This is a genomic window from Halococcus sp. IIIV-5B (genome assembly GCF_003602035.1).
Classification (GTDB): domain Archaea; phylum Halobacteriota; class Halobacteria; order Halobacteriales; family Halococcaceae; genus Halococcus; species Halococcus salsus.
In genome coordinates, this window is record NZ_QZWE01000015.1 from 1 (window position 1) to 16,304 (window position 16,304).

Annotated in this window: 17 protein-coding genes; 14 read left to right on the forward strand and 3 right to left on the reverse strand. The window is 64.2% G+C overall.

Features of this window, described 5'->3' with window-relative positions; genetic code table 11:
* Nucleotides 1-81 precede the first annotated feature (81 nt).
* The 7 genes from D3261_RS11180 (at nt 82) to D3261_RS11210 (ending at nt 7,450) form a co-directional block, all read left to right on the forward strand.
* A complete protein-coding gene (locus D3261_RS11180; RefSeq protein ID WP_120072399.1) occupies nt 82-1,668 on the forward strand; it encodes an anthranilate synthase component I family protein in 1,587 nt (528 codons plus the stop codon).
* Entirely contained in the window at nt 1,665-2,246 is a 582-nt protein-coding gene (locus tag D3261_RS11185; RefSeq protein ID WP_120072401.1) for an aminodeoxychorismate/anthranilate synthase component II, read from the forward strand. The genes D3261_RS11180 and D3261_RS11185 overlap by 4 nt, the downstream gene beginning before the upstream one ends.
* A gap of 1 nt (nt 2,247) precedes the next feature.
* Nucleotides 2,248-3,147 carry an aminotransferase class IV gene (locus D3261_RS11190; protein ID WP_120072402.1) on the forward strand — a complete coding sequence of 300 codons (900 nt, stop codon included), beginning with the start codon at nt 2,248-2,250 and terminating at the stop codon, nt 3,145-3,147.
* Nucleotides 3,148-3,221: 74 nt separating this feature from the next.
* A complete protein-coding gene (locus tag D3261_RS11195; protein WP_120072404.1) occupies nt 3,222-4,001 on the forward strand; it encodes an HpcH/HpaI aldolase/citrate lyase family protein in 780 nt (259 codons plus the stop codon).
* Between the two features lie 129 nt (nt 4,002-4,130).
* Entirely contained in the window at nt 4,131-5,621 is a 1,491-nt protein-coding gene (locus tag D3261_RS11200; protein ID WP_120072406.1) for an aldehyde dehydrogenase family protein, read from the forward strand.
* A 399-nt stretch (nt 5,622-6,020) separates the two neighbouring features.
* Nucleotides 6,021-6,953 (forward strand): VOC family protein, encoded by a 933-nt coding sequence (locus D3261_RS11205; RefSeq protein WP_120072408.1) that lies wholly within the window; start codon nt 6,021-6,023, stop codon nt 6,951-6,953.
* A gap of 131 nt (nt 6,954-7,084) precedes the next feature.
* Nucleotides 7,085-7,450, forward strand: a complete 366-nt coding sequence (locus tag D3261_RS11210; protein WP_120072410.1) for a VOC family protein — start codon at nt 7,085-7,087, stop codon at nt 7,448-7,450.
* 802 nt (nt 7,451-8,252) lie between these two features.
* Here the strand turns inward: D3261_RS11210 and D3261_RS11215 are convergent.
* Both D3261_RS11215 and D3261_RS11220 read right to left on the reverse strand, forming a co-directional pair.
* The gene (locus D3261_RS11215) at nt 8,253-9,068 is read right to left on the reverse strand and encodes a TrmB family transcriptional regulator (protein ID WP_120072412.1); all 816 of its coding nucleotides are present in this window, start codon (nt 9,066-9,068) and stop codon (nt 8,253-8,255) included.
* Between the two features lie 219 nt (nt 9,069-9,287).
* Nucleotides 9,288-9,965: a helix-turn-helix domain-containing protein gene (locus D3261_RS11220; protein WP_120072551.1), complete on the reverse strand. Its 678-nt coding sequence runs from the start codon at nt 9,963-9,965 to the stop codon at nt 9,288-9,290.
* A 451-nt stretch (nt 9,966-10,416) separates the two neighbouring features.
* On the opposite strand from D3261_RS11220, the gene D3261_RS11225 reads away from it, so the two are divergent.
* From D3261_RS11225 to D3261_RS11245, 5 genes are all read left to right on the forward strand, one after another.
* Nucleotides 10,417-10,596, forward strand: a complete 180-nt coding sequence (locus tag D3261_RS11225; RefSeq protein WP_147464969.1) for a hypothetical protein — start codon at nt 10,417-10,419, stop codon at nt 10,594-10,596.
* A 561-nt stretch (nt 10,597-11,157) separates the two neighbouring features.
* On the forward strand, nt 11,158-11,304 hold the full coding sequence (locus D3261_RS20365; RefSeq protein WP_192927972.1) for a hypothetical protein: 147 nt from the start codon (nt 11,158-11,160) through the stop codon (nt 11,302-11,304).
* Nucleotides 11,305-11,548: 244 nt separating this feature from the next.
* Nucleotides 11,549-11,797 carry a hypothetical protein gene (locus D3261_RS11235; protein WP_120072418.1) on the forward strand — a complete coding sequence of 83 codons (249 nt, stop codon included), beginning with the start codon at nt 11,549-11,551 and terminating at the stop codon, nt 11,795-11,797.
* Between the two features lie 84 nt (nt 11,798-11,881).
* Nucleotides 11,882-12,091: a YegP family protein gene (locus tag D3261_RS11240; RefSeq protein WP_120072420.1), complete on the forward strand. Its 210-nt coding sequence runs from the start codon at nt 11,882-11,884 to the stop codon at nt 12,089-12,091.
* A gap of 453 nt (nt 12,092-12,544) precedes the next feature.
* Nucleotides 12,545-12,790, forward strand: a complete 246-nt coding sequence (locus tag D3261_RS11245) for a hypothetical protein (RefSeq protein WP_120072422.1) — start codon at nt 12,545-12,547, stop codon at nt 12,788-12,790.
* A gap of 36 nt (nt 12,791-12,826) precedes the next feature.
* Here D3261_RS11245 and D3261_RS11250 read toward each other — a convergent pair whose 3' ends face one another.
* Nucleotides 12,827-13,354: a hypothetical protein gene (locus D3261_RS11250; RefSeq protein WP_120072424.1), complete on the reverse strand. Its 528-nt coding sequence runs from the start codon at nt 13,352-13,354 to the stop codon at nt 12,827-12,829.
* 533 nt (nt 13,355-13,887) lie between these two features.
* Here D3261_RS11250 and D3261_RS11255 point away from each other — a divergent pair.
* Both D3261_RS11255 and D3261_RS11260 read left to right on the forward strand, forming a co-directional pair.
* Nucleotides 13,888-15,111 carry a glycosyltransferase family 4 protein gene (locus tag D3261_RS11255; protein ID WP_120072426.1) on the forward strand — a complete coding sequence of 408 codons (1,224 nt, stop codon included), beginning with the start codon at nt 13,888-13,890 and terminating at the stop codon, nt 15,109-15,111.
* Between the two features lie 44 nt (nt 15,112-15,155).
* Complete coding sequence (locus tag D3261_RS11260) at nt 15,156-16,301, forward strand: glycosyltransferase family 4 protein (protein ID WP_233553973.1); 1,146 nt, start codon at nt 15,156-15,158, stop codon at nt 16,299-16,301.
* Nucleotides 16,302-16,304: the final 3 nt, after the last annotated feature.

A 16,304-nucleotide genomic window follows, 5' to 3' on the forward strand; every position in this document is an offset into this window, starting at 1 on the left:
AGGATGGGGAGGGTGGGAAGGGAAAAATAGCGCTGCTTTTGAACCGAAATCCTATTAGTCGCATTCCTGGTACCATATAGCATGCACGAAACGGACGTCATCACGACCGAAGGCGGGTTCGAGGCGGTCGGCCGCGGGGTGGCCGACGGAACCCGGGTTCCGGTCGAGGTTCGGGTCGCCGTCGACGACCCGTTCGACTCCTACCGCCGCGCTCGACGGGGCGGTGGGCAGTGGGACTTCTACCTCGAAACGACCGGCGGGCAGCCCGGCTGGGGCTACTTCGGGGTCGACCCGGTCGACCGGCTCGAAGTCACGACCGACGAGACGCCGACGCTCGCGGCGCTCGCGAACCGACTCGGCGAGGAGGAGCTCGCGCGTGGACCCTGCGACGTCCCGTATCCCTGCGGCGCGGTCGGCTGGCTCTCCTACGACGTCGCCCGCGAACTCGAAACCCTCCCGACGAGCGCGACCGATGACCGCGAACTGCCAACGCTTCAGCTCGGGGTCTACGACCGGGTCGCCGCCTGGGAACACGGCGGCGACCCGGACGACCGAACCACGCTCCGGGTCACTGCCTGCCCGCGGGTCGGTGGAGCCACGGTGACCGAGAGCGGCTCCGGGGCGAACGGAGCCGATCGGGCTGCGACGGCGTACGAGCGCGGGCGTGAGCGGGCGCTCGACCTGGTTCGGCGGCTGGTCGACGGCGACCCCGCGGTCGGGGAACCGCCGGTCGCCACCCGAACGGCGCGGTTCGAGAGCGACTGCGGTCGAGCCGCGTTCGCCGACCGGGTTCGACGCGTCAAGGAACACGTCCGGGACGGCGACACGTTCCAGGCCAACATCTCCCAACGGCTCGTCGCCCCGGCGGCGGTCCACCCCGTCGAGGCGTTCGCCGCCCTCCGGGACGTCAACCCGGCTCCGTACTCCGCCCTGCTCGAATTCCCCGGCGTCGATCTGGTCAGCGCGAGCCCCGAACTCCTGTTCGCCCGGGACGACGACCGCCTCTCGACCGAACCGATCGCGGGGACGCGACCGCGCGGTGCGTCCCCCGAGGCCGACGCGGCGTACGAACGCGACCTCCTGGCCGACGAGAAGGAACGCGCCGAGCACGCCATGCTCGTCGACCTCGAACGGAACGACCTCGGGAAGGTCTCCGAATACGGCTCGGTCGACGTCACCGAGTACCGCCGCGTCGACCGCTACTCAGAGGTCATGCATCTGGTCTCCCAGGTCGACGGGACGCTTCGAGGGGATGCGGGCCTCGCCGAGGCGATTGCCGCCCTCTTTCCCGGCGGCACGATCACCGGCGCGCCCAAACCCCGGACTATGGAGATCATCGAGGACGTCGAAGCCACCCGTCGCGGCCCGTACACGGGCTCGATCGGTATCTTCGGCTTCGACGACCGGGCGACCATGAACATCATCATCCGGACGCTGGTCCGCCACGGCGACGAGTACCACCTCCGCGCGGGAGCCGGGATCGTCCACGATTCGGTCCCCGAGCGGGAGTACGAGGAGACGCTCTCGAAAGCCCGTGCGCTCGTCTCGGCCGTCGACGAAGCCCTCGGTCGGACGGCGGACCTCTCGATCGAGCAGACGGACTCCAAAACCCAGCACGACGAAGCGGAGCGAGCGGAGAGCGAGCGAGGGGGGCCGGCGGCCCGATGACGATACTGGTCATCGACAACTACGACTCGTTCGCCTACAACCTCGTCCAGTACGTCGGCGTCCACACCGACGTCGTGGTCCGGCGGAACGATGCGATCGACCTCGCCGGGATCGACGCGCTCAACCCCGACGGGATCGTCGTCTCCCCCGGTCCGGGGAGCCCGGAGTCGGCCGGCGTCTCCGTCCCGATTTTCAGGGATCTCGACTATCCGACGCTCGGGGTCTGCCTCGGTCACCAGGCGCTGTGTGTCGCCAACGGCGCTCCCGTCGGCCACGCCGAGTCGGTCGTGCACGGGAAACCCTCGATCATCTCGCACGATGGAAGTGGGGTGTTTGCGGGCCTCCCGGACCGGTTCGACTGTGGTCGATACCACTCGCTCGCCGTGCGACGAGTGGACCTCCCGGATTCCCTGGTCGAGACGGCGACGACCCTCGACGAGGAGGCGGTCGTCATGGGCGTCCGTCACGTCGACCGGCCACACGAGGGCATCCAGTTCCATCCCGAGAGCGTGCTCACCGACGTCGGGGAGCAAATGATGGCCACGTTCTGTGACCGATGCGAGGGAAGTGACTCGTAGTATGGAGCGATACTACCACGTCGACGGGGAGCTCCGGCCGGCCGACGAGGCGACGGTGAACGTCCGTGACCGGGGATTCCTCTACGGCGACGCGGCCTTCGAGACCCTGCGGGCCTACGGCGGGACCGTCTTCGAGTGGGCGAGGCACCTGGAGCGGCTTCGCTCGACCGCGGAAACGCTTGGAATGGGCGATTCGGTGCCGGACGAGGAGGACCTGCGGGCGCGCGTCCGTGAGACGCTCAGCGCGAACGAACTGACGGACGCCTACGTTCGTCTCTCGGTCACCCGAGGCGTGCAGCCGGGGAAGCTCACCCCGGACCCCGACGTCGACCCGACGGTCGTCGCCATCGTCGACGGACTCCCCCGAGGGGGTACGGCGGGGACGTCCGTCTGGGACGACCGGGCCGTCGTTCGCACGGTCGAGACCCGCCGTGTGCCGGACGAAGCCGTCCCAGCGACCACGAAGACGCACAACTACCTCAACGGGATCCTCGCCCGGCTCGAACTGCGCCGGGCCGGAGCCGACCCGAGCGAACCATCGGACTCGACCGCCGACGAGGCGCTGCTCCGCGACGGGGAGGGATACCTCGCCGAGGGCACGACGAGCAACGTCTTCTTCGTCGCCGACGGCGTGCTTCGGACGCCGAATTCAGAGCGAGCGCTCCTCCCCGGCGTGACCCGGTCGGTCGTGCTCGACCTCGCCCGCGATTCGGCCGTCCCCGTCGAGACGGGACGGTACACGATTCGGGATCTCCAGTCGGCCGACGAGGCGTTCCTGACGAACACGACGTGGGAGATCCGGCCGATCGCCGCCGTCGACGGCGTCGAGTTCTCGGAGGGGTCGATAACCCGTCGTCTGCGGGACCGGTTTAACGAACTGGTCGAGGATCGGCACTACTGACCCCGCGGGATCCCGACCACCGAGAGGAAGTCGGCGAAACGTATAAGCCACCTGGAGAAGCGATCATAGTCGTCATGGACCAGCGCAACGCTTTCAGACGAACCGTCGAGAGCGGCGAGGTCGCCTTCGGCGCGCGAGCATCGACGTTCTCGCCGACGGTCATCGAAGTCTTTGGGGAATTGGGGTTCGACTTCGTCTGGCTCGATTTCGAACACATGGGTCCGAGCCCCTACGACAGCCGCGTCTTCGAGGACCTCACCCGGGCGGCCGAGGCCGGCGGGACGGAGCTGTTCGTCCGACTTCCGTCGGGCGACCCGTCCCTCATCCGGAAGGTGCTCGACGCGGGCGTCCGGACGCTTCTCATCCCCCGGGTGGACACCGCCGAGGAGATCCGGGAGGCCGTGGAAGCCACCCGGTTCGTCTACGACGGTGAACCCGGCGAACGGGGCATGGCGAGCGGTCGCGCCCGCAACTGGGGCAGCAGCGACGCCTACGTCAGAACCGAGGACGAAGAGGTGTGCATCGGAGTGATGGTCGAGAAGACCGGTGCCGTGGAGGCGATCGACGAGATCCTGTCGGTACCGGAGCTCGGCTTCGTCTTCGTCGGTCCCTCCGACCTCTCGGTGCAGTTGGGCCATCCCACGGACAAGACCCATCCGGAGGTGCTCGATACGATCGAGGGAATCGAGGCGGCCTGTCGGTCGGCAGGGGTCCCGATGGGGAAGATAGCCAACGAACCAGCGGCCATCGAGGACGCCATGCAAGCCGGCTATCGGATCGTTCGGATGGGCGGCGACCTCGCCTCGATCCGAACGACGCTCCGGGAACGGCTGGCGGCGGTCGAACGGGAGTGATCGACCCTGTTTCGGGCCGGATCATATTATGAGCATGGCGGCCGCGGGGGGAGCGCCATCGCCACCGGACCTGTTCGTGTCGGTGCGACGATTGATTTTTACGTGATTGGCCCGTTCCTTCACGTGGCCATGCAAAACGACTTGGCGACCGGCGCGGGCTGGAACGCCCTCTACGTCGACGGTGAGTGGACGGACGGTGAGAGCGGGGAGACGATCTCGGTCGAGGACCCATCGACCCGTGAGACCGTCGCCGAGGTCCCCGCCGCGACCGAGGCGGACGTCGATGCCGCCTACGAAGCGGCGGCGGCAGCACAGCACGAGTGGGGGGCACAGCCGCCGGCACGACGACAGGAGGTCGTCCAGCAGCTCATTGGGGTCATGCAGGACAACAGTGACGAGATCGTCGATCTCCTGCGGGACGAGGTGGGTGGTTCGGGGATCATGGGTGAGACCTCGATCCAGATCGCGGCCGACCACGCGAGCGAGGCCGCGACCCTCCCACGGCGGATGAAGGGCGAGTACGCCGACTCGAACATCCCGGGAAAGGAGAACATCCTCCGGCGTGGTCCGAAGGGTGTCGTGACGGTCATCTCGCCGTGGAACTTCCCGCTCAATCTCTCGATGCGCGCCGTCGCACCCGCCATCGCGGCCGGCAACAGCGTCGTGTTGAAACCCTCGACGGAAGCGCCGATAACGGGCGGGCTGCTCTTCGGCGCGCTCTTCGAGATGACCGACCTCCCGCCCGGCGTCCTGAACGTGGTGACGGGCCGTGGTTCCGAGATCGGCGACCGCGTCGCGGGTCACCCCGAGAGCGACGTCGTCGCGTTCACCGGTTCGACGGAGGTCGGCCAGCACGTCTCCGGGATCGCGGGCGAGAACCTCGCGGTGCCAGCGATGGAGCTCGGCGGCAACAACGCTCACGTCGTGACCGCGGACGCCGACCTCGACCGGGCGCTCGACGGGGCCACGTTCGGGTCGTTCGTCCACCAGGGGCAGGTCTGCATCTCGATCAACCGCCACATCGTCCACGAGGACGTCTACGACGAGTACGTCGACCAACTCGTCGACCGTGCGGAGTCCCTCGCCACCGGGAGCGCCCACGAAGCGGAGACGATAGTGGGACCGATCATCAACGAGTCCCAGCGTGACGAGATGCTCGACTACGTCGAGCGGACGATCGATGCGGGTGCCACGCTCGAAACCGGCGGTGGGACCGTCGACCTCGACGGGGTCGACGACTCGCTGGTGGTCGGACCAACGGTACTGTCGGGCGTGACCAACGAGATGGCCGCCGCCTGCAACGAACACTTCGGCCCGATAGCGCCGGTGATCCCGTTCTCGACGGTGGACGAGGCCATCGCGATCGCCAACGACACCGAGTACGGGCTCTCGGGCTCCGTTCACGCCGGCGATCTCGACGTCGGTATCGATATCGCCGAACGGATGGAGACCGGCAACGTCCACATCAACGACCAGCCGATCAACGACGAGGCACACGTCCCGTTCAGCGGTATCGGCGCGTCCGGCGTCGGAACGTACAACAGCGACGCGTTCCTCCACGAGGTCACCGAGACGAAGTGGATCTCGATCCAGCACGAGGAACGCGAGTACCCGTTCTAGCGCCTCCGGTCCCCGATCGGGGCCCGTCGTGCGGTGACGACCGGGTATCGAGTCGTCGTTAGGTGACGGAGTCCCTCCCTCACGAATAGCATCCATCCGCTGATATCGGATAAATGTCAAGAAAAGTTAGAAGTTGAGGCCGTTGGTGATCGCTGGCTGCTGATGGGTTTCGGTCGTCGTTTACGGGACCTCACGGTTCGGTCCCGTTCGACGAACGTAATGCCAGTAGCGTTGTTACGACCTCGTTGCAGCCGGGGAGATACAATGTCAGCGGAAGATTCTTGCATACGAGATTATCGGACCGACTCCCTATCGAAGGAACCGACCGCTGCTATCGGAAGACGAGGGAAACCCTTTCGAGACGAACGCTTATCGTCCCATCGAGCTAGGTATCACGGAATGGCACCGAAAATCCACTCCCTGGGCCACGTCGCGCTCGAAACCCTGGACCTTGACGCATCGCTGTACTTCTTTCGTGATTCGGTTGGGTTGGAGGAGGTCGCGCGGGTCGACGACACCGTCTATCTCAGGGGTGTCGACGAGTTCGACCACCACTCGCTCAGCCTGACCGCCGCCGAGGAACCGGGTGTCGACCACATCGGCTGGCAGACGGTCGACCACGAGAGCATCGCGGGGTTCGCCGACCGACTCGCCGACAGAGGAATCGAGATCACATGGCAGGATTCCGGGGACGAACTCGGGCAGGGAGAGTCGGTCCGGTTTGAGGTTCCTGCCGGTCACGTCTTCGAACTGTACGCCGAGATGGAGAAACCCGAACCGCCGGCCGAGCGCCGCTCGAAGCTCAAGAACAAGACGTACATCAGCGACGAAACGCGCTCGATAGCGCCCCGACGGATTGACCACGTCCAGATCTGGGACCCGGACGCGAAGGCCTGTGCCGACTGGCTCCAAGAGGTGCTGGGCTTTCGAGTTCAGGAGTACTACGACAACGCGGACGGGTCGCGATGGGGGACGTTCGTGAGCGCTTGCGGGACCAAGATCGAAGCCGCGGTGATCCAGCACGACGACGAAACCGACCCGGCCGCGCTCCACCATACCGCCTACAAGGTCGACCGTGGCGACGACCTCTTCGACGCCGCCGCCGCCATGAACGAACGGGACATCCCGACCGACGGGTTCGGCCAGCACTCCATCTCCCGTGGGAAGTTCCTCTACGCCCGTGACCCCGCAACCGGACACCGCATCGAGTTCAACGCCGGCGGCTACCTCGTCTTCGACCCCAACTGGGAACCCATCGCGTGGCAGGAGGGCGACCTCGAGGACCGGCAGTGGATCGGTGGTCTCCACGGCGACGGGAAGGTCTCCTACTGACGACGGCAGCACGCACTCGATAGTGGACGGGCGTCGAAGGGGAACTGGTCGGCGAGGTCGCCGACCGTTTCGTGTCAGTTCGTACCACTGCACCGAAACCACTAATACCGACTGCGGCCTTGCGTTCGAACGTGTTCAGCAAGATAGACCACATCGAGATCGAGGCGAGCGACGCGGACGAGATGGCCGATTTCCTGAAGACGCTCGGCTACGAGGAGGTGCGCACCACCGAACACCACGGGACTTCGTACGAACTCCAGCCCGCGGACTGGGAGGGCCCGATCATCGAACTCCACACCGTCGCGGGCGAGGAGACGCCGGGTATCAACCACATCGCCTTCGCGACCGACGACATTGAGGACGTCACGCAGACCCTAAAGGACGAGGACGTCGATCAGGTCTCCGATCCCTACTACGTCGAGAAGACGGGTCGGACGATCACCAACTTCCGAGACCCCGACGGTCGCCGGTTTCAGGCGGTCTCGTCCGAGGAGTAGCCAACTACACGACCGGGTCTTCGTTTATCGTGAGTTTGCCGATAGGTGGGAGCGAAGCCACGGGCATCGCTGGAAACTCGACCAGTATCGCCCGCTCTGCTCGCTGGGGGGACTTTTCCCGACGGGGATGAGTTCCTGGCAGTGTCTCTGTACGATGGTGTGCTCGCACCAGACAAGAATATCTGAGGCCACCGTGCCGACGACATCGCGTGCAGCAAGAGGTCGGCGTCGGTCTCGGTGAGTGTCACGGGACGGTGGTAACAGCCGCTCGTGAAACGGTGCCAGCAGATAACCAGGGTATTCGTTTCGTTGAACGACTCGTGGTAGCACATCGAACAAGTCGGATCTATCGCCAGAAGTTTTCGACGACCGACCCGATCCGGTGTCGGTGTTCTCGTTCTCGGAAGGTGCAGTTCGATCTGCTCAATCGAATGAGCCGACAAGTATCGATTTTTCAGCAGTTCTGTATCGCTTGTGGTCCCCTTCTCAATGCGATTTCCCTCCCCGTGAGAACTGACGACAGCTATGGGATACTGTGCAAGTATTTTCGACTCGTCTCTGAACAACTATCCGAAATTAATCTCAAAATTTTCAGTCTGTAATTGTCTGGAGATCGGTCGTCACTCCGGGATACAGCAAGGTTGTCGTCGATGAGCAGGTCGTCAACGTTGTGGCTGCTGCTGTGACTTTGAGTGCTGTCACCGATTTCAGGTGCGCTCGTTTCACTCCGTACGAACGGTATCGCTCTATTTCTCGGGATAACTCGATCCAGTCGGGAGGAGCTCTCGTCGGAGGGTGCTCGTTACTCTTCGGCCGGGCGCTGGAGATCCTGGAGGCCGTGGGACAGCAATCGGTGGGCGATCATCACCAAGCCGTTCGAAAAGCCGCGGCCGTACACCGCCCGGTCGGTCGGTCCGTCGTACTCGCCGGGTACTCGCGAACTCACGAGGAGTGCGGTCCGGTCGACCATCAACAGTACTCCGACCGAGACGTCTTCTCGTTCCGTGGTGGGCTTTTCGAGCCACGTGAGCCCGCTTTCGAACACCGTCGCCCCTGGGACACGACGCTGAATCGCTTCGCGTGCTTCCGACCGCATCGCGCCGATGACGACGTCGACCCCAGCATCGGCGGCCTCTCGGAGGGTTCCGTAGAGCTCGTCGGTGAGCACGGCTCTCGATCCGACGACTATGACTACCTCCCCGTTTCCGGCGCGTATCATCTCGTTCGCACGCGCCGCGATCGAGGACGCACCGGTGAGGGACCAGACCTCGTGTGCATCTCGGTCGTCGCTTCCCGCTCGACTTCCGATACCGTGAAGCGCCTGGTCCAACTCGTCGATGCGGGACGAGTAGCGGTCCGCGAGAACGGTGACTGCCTCGTCGACCCCGACGGCGCGGAAGTACTGTGGATTTCCCTGGTGGACCTCCACCAACCCCTGGGATTCGAGTACGCGAACGGCCTCGTAGACGCGGGTACGAGGGACGTCCGATGTCTCACTGATCTCCCTCGCCGTCCCGGACGGGAGCCTCGTCAGTGCCGTGAAACACCTCGCTTCGTACTCCTTGAGACCGAGGTTCTGCAACAGTTCGATCGCCTTCTCTTCGACGGCGCTTGTCATGATCCAACCACCGTCTGACCAGTTTCCCGCAGACGTGTATATATTTTCACTCCGAGACGTATGCTTTTTCTGAGAAGGTACGCACAGGATGGACGGCCCCATCGAAAGCCGATCCCGACTGTAACCCGGATCCTCACAAAAGTACTTAGTAAGCGAACAAGAAGGGACGGGCGGCACGCCGATCGGCACTTCCAACCACCGTGCCGGCCGGCGTGCCACCTATCGTACCTTCGGGGTGCCTCTCGAAGCGGGAGCCCACAGCGTATCGAACACACCGCTTTCGAGGAGGTTCGAGAGGCCGCGACGGAGGCGTTCGGAGGCTGCCTGGTCGGAGATACCACACTCGGCGGCGAGCTCGACCATGCTGGTTCGGCGTGGAACCTCGAAGTAGCCACGTTCGACGGCCAACGCAACGATCTCGCGTTGCGATGGGGTCAGCGGCTGGGAGCGACGGTCCGAACCCGTGCCGGCATCGGTCAGGCTGCTCAACGAGAACCCCATCCCCCGTTCGGAGCACCGTTCCCGATACGTCCGCAAGGCCTCCTGGTCCGGGAACTCCATCCGGGTCGTCGCACCGTGACGCGTGACGGTCGAGGCGAGGAGCACACCACCGACGGCGGTCCAGTCCCAGTACGTGGTCGTCGAGGCGGGCAGACGGAGCTGGCAGCGTTCCCGGCCGTCCTCCGAACGGAGGTGCCGGATCATCGTCGCGGTATCCGACCGTTCGAGCTCGGCTTCGAACGCCGGCCAGTGGTCCGTCTCGGCCCAGAACGTCATCAGGAGGGTGTCGGGAGCGCACGCCGCTACCTGCTCGATCTCGAGTCGGAGGTCGGACACCCGTTCGAAGAACGGGTCGTACACCGGGGTATCGAGATGGTAGGTCGCGACGAGACTCATCCCCTCGTCACTCCCCTCCACCCCGCTCGGTGTCGATGACGAGGCTGTTCGAACGCACGAGTCACGGGTTTCGGTGTGGAGATCGCCGTCCACTGCGTTGCATACACCATTCCAACCACCTCTTGAGCCCGATCGGGACAGCTACCTTCCACCCTCCAGTTACATTGTATGTGGGTTTTGTCATGCAGTTCCGGAATCCACGAGATTGTGCGCCGTCTGGCGATTTTCTTTCTTATCCGTTCCGCTCGTGCAACCATCGTCTGATGAAATCGTTCGAACGCACAATTTCAACGTCCAGATTCCGGAAACTATCGTTGGTGGTTCTGGGTTCGTCTCGATATTTAGTGCTCGGACGTGAAACGTCCGGCTACCAACGGACGGACGGTGTGGAACACCCGCCGCTGACGAAACGATTATGCTACCGCTCGCGTGTACCTCTGTGTGCATCACGATGAACGGCGATGAATTCGAACGGCAGCTTCGGCAGCTCGTCGAGACGGCGGAGGAAGACGACGTCCCGCTTCCCGGCTGCTACGACATCCGGCGTTCCGGGACGCACGACGGACGTCTCCAGATCGAGATCACGGAAGTCGCCGATTACAGCCGGTCTCGGACACCGTCGGACGACTAGCTCGTAGTCCGGTACCGGTCGGGGAGTACGCCATCGCTCGAAGGCCGTGCGGTCTCCATTGTCACCCATGTCGTCCCTTTTTTACCCTGCCGCAACAGGGAAGACTAGGCGCGAAGACGGCGGAAACCGACCTGTGGCGTGGTTCGCCGTTCGAACCGCTCTGGCATCACCCAGGTACCGCCCGTCGCGCCCACCAACACATGACCAATACCGGATCACACGAACGTCAGCTCCTGATGTGCGAGAGCTGTGGCGTCGTTCGCCCCGTCTCCAGCACGGGAGGCGAGCCGGTACTCCACAGTAGGGAACGAGGCGGACGATGTGACGAGTGCGGGTGCAACGAACTGTCCGCCGTGCTTCTGTGACTACCGTTCACGGGGATGGGGAACTTCACTTCTCCAAACGAGAGGTGCTGGCGGACGATATCCGGTCTCGTCCGTGACCCCGACGAGGCTCGGTGACCACCGAAACCCCGGTGTAGGTCGGTCGACACTTCGGCTTGGACATTCATGTTTCGGGACTATGGAACGTCGGGGTTCGGTCTCGGTGGGAGGAGACCAGATGCCACGATGTCAGAACTGCAGTGGGTTCGTCACCAAGCAGTACGTCCGTGTCTTCGCACCGACGGGCGCGGACACCGTTCGGGTTTGTCCGCAGTGTGAGAGCAAACTCCGGGATGGAGCTGACGTCCGTGAGGCTCGTTCGTAGTCGACGACCGGAACGGCGAACCGAACCGGCGGTCCCGAGCCGCCTAAATAGGGCATTGCGATCCAGCAGTCACAGTCAATACGATCTCGTCCCGTATTGAACAGTAGCTCACGAGGGGAGCACCGTCGCGCGCACACTTCGACCGGTATCCATCGGCGAGGGTTCTAGAGGTGGCCGACGGACCCGCCGCTGACGCCGCGCTTCGTGCGCCCGTTCCGGCGGGAGCGAACTGGAGGGAAACGTGATGGGGGAAAACCACGAGGACCGACCGTCGACGGGGAGGGAACTCATACTGGAACGGTACGAGTGGGAGATCGCCCCGAGCGAGGACGGCTGGAAAGTCATCCCGAACGGAAGCGACCGAAGCCGTGTCAGGGACGAAGCCGTAGAGCTATCCGAACTTGAACGAATGGTCGCGCCCATACTCGGGTTCGTGGTCGCAACGTTGCTCCTGATCACGTTGGGGTACTTCCTGCTCTCCACGGTCGGGTAGTCGGACGGTCCTCGACGAACGGGGCTCATAACTGTCCGGGAAGGTCAAGCAAGCGCTTACCACCGGGGAACGCGATTCCCGTGTATGGTCGGGTCGAACACACCCACTCGTTTCGAGGTCGCCAGGGGTGCCGACGGGCACTGGCGGTGGCGATTCGTCGACGAGAACGACACGCTCGTCGCCAAGTCCTGCCGAGGCTACACCTCCAAACAGGAGACGGTCCGGGACCTGCGGAGCCTCCAAGCCAACGCGTCGAGCGCACCGGTGGTCCTTCCGGAGGACTCCACCCCGTGAGCGCGGTCCGTTTCATCCGATAGCTCTCCGTCCCGAGGGGGAACTCGGACTGTCGTCCTCGACGGGTTCCGTCGCCCTGTCCGTGGCTGGCTCGGGAGTGATCGAATCGAACACCGACTCATACCCCCCATCACCTACCGGTGTCGTCCGTCCGACGTCGCGTCGTCTACTGACGTTCCCGGACTCGCTAATACTACCTCCCGATACCGGGGTCGTGTGTGGAATTGAACCGGTGAATGAACCGGAACGAACGATCCGTTTGGATCGAGAACTGTCTTGTCTCCGGCCCACCCCCGACTATCGATAAGAAGCGAACAACGTCACTTAACGAAACGACAACCGACCTCGATGGATCAACCAGTCCCGTTTTATCCAATACGTGTGACGTTATCGGTACCCATAGTTAAGTGCAAACTTCCCGTACGGACGGGTAGCGTTACCACAGGAGCCATCATGGACCCAAACGAACGAAACCGGGACCGCGACGCCATCGGCTCGGTCTCGGCAGGTGTATTCGAGGCGAGCACGGGGAGAGCAGTGAGAACCCTCCAGTACGTGTTCTGGGCGATCCCGGGGATGCGTCCCCGGGCAACGAAACGGAACGTCCTGGTGGTGCTGGTCGGACTGCTCGCGCTCGGGATCGTTCTCTCCATCGCCCTCGGTCTCGATGTACAGCAGTGGATACCGCTCGCCAGGTAGTGGGACGACAACGGCGAGTGCTCGGCCCCGACGTACTCAGCGAGGCCGACCGAGACGGAGCTTCTGCTGGCTGTGGAAGTAGATGAGGCCCGAGATCAGGAACAACACGACGAACCCGCCGGCCCACACCGAGACCGGGAGGGCTGCGAACAGGGGCATCCCGAGGCTCGAGAGCGAGACGACGACCAACGAGACCAGCCCTATCACGAAGTAGTAGGTCGCGTACGGCACCCCCTCGTTCGGGACGACCTCCATGTAGACTTCGACCTGGTGAGCGTCGTTGAGGAGGTGGACGACCTTCCGGTTCTGCTCGTACTGGATGATCCCCAAGTCGTCGAGCTTCGGGAGGTGGGTCTGGTGCAGCGAGTTGTAGACGCTCTCACGCTTGCTGCGTGGCGGCGGTGACTCCCCCGTCTCGATGCTCGCCAGCTCTTCGGACAGCTCCCGCAGCGTGACGGTCTCGTCCCGGCTTTTGAGGTACTTCAGCGTTCGCGCCCGCCTCCTGTTCCGCAGCACGTCGTGTATCTCGTGTTCGGAGAGTTGGTGTTTCGTTGACTCTAACATGGTTTTCGGTGGGGTGTCGTCCAGATCGCTCGATCGAGCTGTCTCCAACGGACGGTGGCGCTCCACCGAACCGGTTCGGCCGGAAGCGCCCGTTCGTTGGTTAAGCCAGCCATACCCCCATACATAGATAACATAAATGCTTAGCTGTCAAGGGTATTTATGTATGTGTGGGTGAATATCACGAGATTTGAGAGGTATTCCATCCACAAAATCCGAAAAAGTATGCGCATATCGCCCTATTTGTAAGAGCTATCGTTCTATACTAACTGATCGATCGATATAGATTATCGGTCGCTAGCGAGAATCGACGGTAGGGAATCGGGATCGCGTTCGGGAGGGTCACGACCGTCCCCCTCGATGGAACCCGGTCCGACGGCCGCGTCCGTGCCACGGAACGGACGGTTACGCCGACACAACGGCTCAATGAACGGCCGGGTGCTGGGTTGAGTGGCTGCATAGGTAAGTCGTTCCCGGGCGGAACGAGAGTCGATGATCGGCCCGTACCCGAACACCAGTCGTCGGTCCACGAGACGATGAAGGTCCTCTACGTCCTCTCCCAGGACAGCGGCGGCCTGCCGCACTACGCCGCGGAGCTCGCGAACGCGATGTCCCGCCACGCCGAGGTGGTCGTGTTCAAACCGTTCGAGACGACCGCCGACGACCTCTTCGACGACGCCGTCGAGTGTGTCGAGGCGTTCGAGAACATCGACATCGCGGCGACGGACCTCTACGCCGGCGACTGGAGCCCGGTGGCGGCGTTCCGGGCGGCGCTCTCCTACCGGACCCTCGCCCGCATCGAAGCGTTCGATCCCGACATCGTACACTTCACCTCGCCGGCCAGCATGTTCCCGCAGGTCCAGCTGTTCACCGCGCGCTACGGCATCGACGACGACTATCCCGTGATCGAGACCTACCACGACGTCCTCCCCAACAAGCTCCTCCGCCGTGGCGAGGAGCTGGCGGCGAGCGAACCGCTCTCGAACGCGATCCTCGACAACGTGATGAAGCTCGGACACCGGGCGCTCCCGGCGCTCGACCGGGCACACACCGTCGTTCACACCGAGACGAACCGCGACACCCTCGTCTCCAACGGTTTCGACCAGTCAAAAATCTCCGTCGTTCCACACGGAATGTACGAGATATTCTCGCAGTACGACCACGCCGACGTCTCGGTCGAACCGCGAACGGTCCTCTGTTTTGGACAGATCCTCCCGACGAAAGCCCACGACGTCGTCGCGAAGGCCATCCCGTTGGTGGCCGACCGCGTCGGCGACGTCACCTGCGTCATCGCCGGCTCCGGCGACCTCCCGGCGGACGCGAAACGGGTGATCGACGCCCATCCTGATCTGTTCGAGGTCGAGAACCGCTTCGTCCCCAACGAGGAGGTCGGCGCGTACTTCCGCCGAGCACGGGTCTCGGTCCTCCCCCACCAGCGCCAGAACGGCCACAGCGGCGTGATGACCATCTCGTACGCCTACGGGACGCCCGTGGTCGCCGCCGACATCGCGGACTTCCCCCGACTGGTCGAGGAGAGCGGCTGCGGGCTCGTCGTTCCGATGGACGACCCCGAACCGCTGGCCGACGCACTCGCGACCGTTCTGACCGACGACGACCGCTGGGCGGCGATGCGACGGAACACACAGCGCCTCCGCGAGGAGTTCTCCTGGGAGAACGTCGCGCGCGAACACGTCGCGATCTACCGAGACGTGCTCGACGACCGGCCGGAACGCCCCCTCGCCGCACAGCAACGCTCCTAACATGCGCCCCTGGCATCGCCACATCGTCGCCGACCAACGACCCTATGAAAGATAGCATGAACGTCGTCCAGATCCCCCACGTCTACCGCCCGTCGCTCGGCGGCGTCGAGAACTACGTCTACCGGCTGAACCGCTCGCTCGAAACGCGCGGATACGAGACGGCGACGATCACGACCGACGTCAGCCTCGCAAACACGGACTCGCCGCTCGACCCGCAGGCCGACGTCGCCTACTGCGAGACCGACTTCACGGTGTTCCGGAACCCGTTCTCGCTCGACCTCCACCGCCGCGTCGAGCGGAGCACGGCGGACCTCTACCACCTCCACAACCTCGAGTTCTTCTCGACGGTCGAAGCCGTCCACGCGCTCCCGGCGGACGCCCCGTCCGTGCTGACGGTCCACGGATTCCGTCCGTCACCGGATAGTTTCCTGCAGCGCGCGCTCACGGGGCTCTACCACCCGGTCGCGGCGTACGTCCTGAACCGCGTCGATAGAACGGTCGTGCTCGGCGCGACCGAGAAAGCGGCGCTCGTCGACGCGTTCGACGTCGATCCGGCGACCGTCGACGTGGTTCCGAACGGTATCCATCCCGCGGAGTTCGAGGTGAGCCACGACCGCGTCACGGCGTTCAACCGCCGGTACGGCCTCGATCCGGAGACGCCCACCATCCTGTTCGTCGGCCGGATGGTGCCCCTGAAACGCCCGCACCTCCTCGTCGACGCGCTCGTCGAGTACCTCCCCGACCGCGACCTCGATGCGGTGGTCGTCGGCACCGGCAGCGGCGAGTACGAACAGGCGGTCCGCGAGCGGGCGGACGACCGGGTTCACTTCCTCGCCAACTTGCCCTTCGACGAGCTGAAGGCGGCGTACCACGCCTCGGACCTGTTCACGCAGCTCTCCGGGGCTGAGGGACTGCCGACGGTCGTGCTTGAAGCGATGCACGCGGAGCTCCCCGTGGTCGCGACGTCCGTCGGCGCGCTCCCGGACGTCCTGAGCCATCGCGAGAACGGCTGGCTCCTCGACGCCGCACCCGAGGTCAGCGACGTCGCCGAGGCGATCCGGTTCTACCTCGACCATCCGGACGAACGGCGACGGGTCGGTGCGCGGAACCGCGAACTGGTCTACGACCGATACGACTGGTCGCACGTCGCCGACGGCATCGTCTCGACGTACGAGCGCGCGCTCGATTGAAAT

What these genes read in the sequence shown, in the direction of transcription:
- D3261_RS11225 (WP_147464969.1), top strand. Translation starts at nt 10,417, where the DNA reads ATGAACGGCGATGAATTCGAACGGCAGCTTCGGCAGCTCGTCGAGACG.
- D3261_RS11260 (WP_233553973.1), top strand. Translation starts at nt 15,156, where the DNA reads ATGAAAGATAGCATGAACGTCGTCCAGATCCCCCACGTCTACCGCCCG.
- D3261_RS11220 (WP_120072551.1), bottom strand. Translation starts at nt 9,965, where the DNA reads ATGAGTCTCGTCGCGACCTACCATCTCGATACCCCGGTGTACGACCCG.
- D3261_RS11255 (WP_120072426.1), top strand. Translation starts at nt 13,888, where the DNA reads ATGAAGGTCCTCTACGTCCTCTCCCAGGACAGCGGCGGCCTGCCGCAC.
- D3261_RS11185 (WP_120072401.1), top strand. Translation starts at nt 1,665, where the DNA reads ATGACGATACTGGTCATCGACAACTACGACTCGTTCGCCTACAACCTC.
- D3261_RS11205 (WP_120072408.1), top strand. Translation starts at nt 6,021, where the DNA reads ATGGCACCGAAAATCCACTCCCTGGGCCACGTCGCGCTCGAAACCCTG.
- D3261_RS11200 (WP_120072406.1), top strand. Translation starts at nt 4,131, where the DNA reads ATGCAAAACGACTTGGCGACCGGCGCGGGCTGGAACGCCCTCTACGTC.
- D3261_RS11215 (WP_120072412.1), bottom strand. Translation starts at nt 9,068, where the DNA reads ATGACAAGCGCCGTCGAAGAGAAGGCGATCGAACTGTTGCAGAACCTC.
- D3261_RS11235 (WP_120072418.1), top strand. Translation starts at nt 11,549, where the DNA reads ATGGGGGAAAACCACGAGGACCGACCGTCGACGGGGAGGGAACTCATA.
- D3261_RS11245 (WP_120072422.1), top strand. Translation starts at nt 12,545, where the DNA reads ATGGACCCAAACGAACGAAACCGGGACCGCGACGCCATCGGCTCGGTC.
- D3261_RS20365 (WP_192927972.1), top strand. Translation starts at nt 11,158, where the DNA reads ATGCCACGATGTCAGAACTGCAGTGGGTTCGTCACCAAGCAGTACGTC.
- D3261_RS11180 (WP_120072399.1), top strand. Translation starts at nt 82, where the DNA reads ATGCACGAAACGGACGTCATCACGACCGAAGGCGGGTTCGAGGCGGTC.
- D3261_RS11195 (WP_120072404.1), top strand. Translation starts at nt 3,222, where the DNA reads ATGGACCAGCGCAACGCTTTCAGACGAACCGTCGAGAGCGGCGAGGTC.
- D3261_RS11250 (WP_120072424.1), bottom strand. Translation starts at nt 13,354, where the DNA reads ATGTTAGAGTCAACGAAACACCAACTCTCCGAACACGAGATACACGAC.
- D3261_RS11240 (WP_120072420.1), top strand. Translation starts at nt 11,882, where the DNA reads ATGGTCGGGTCGAACACACCCACTCGTTTCGAGGTCGCCAGGGGTGCC.
- D3261_RS11190 (WP_120072402.1), top strand. Translation starts at nt 2,248, where the DNA reads ATGGAGCGATACTACCACGTCGACGGGGAGCTCCGGCCGGCCGACGAG.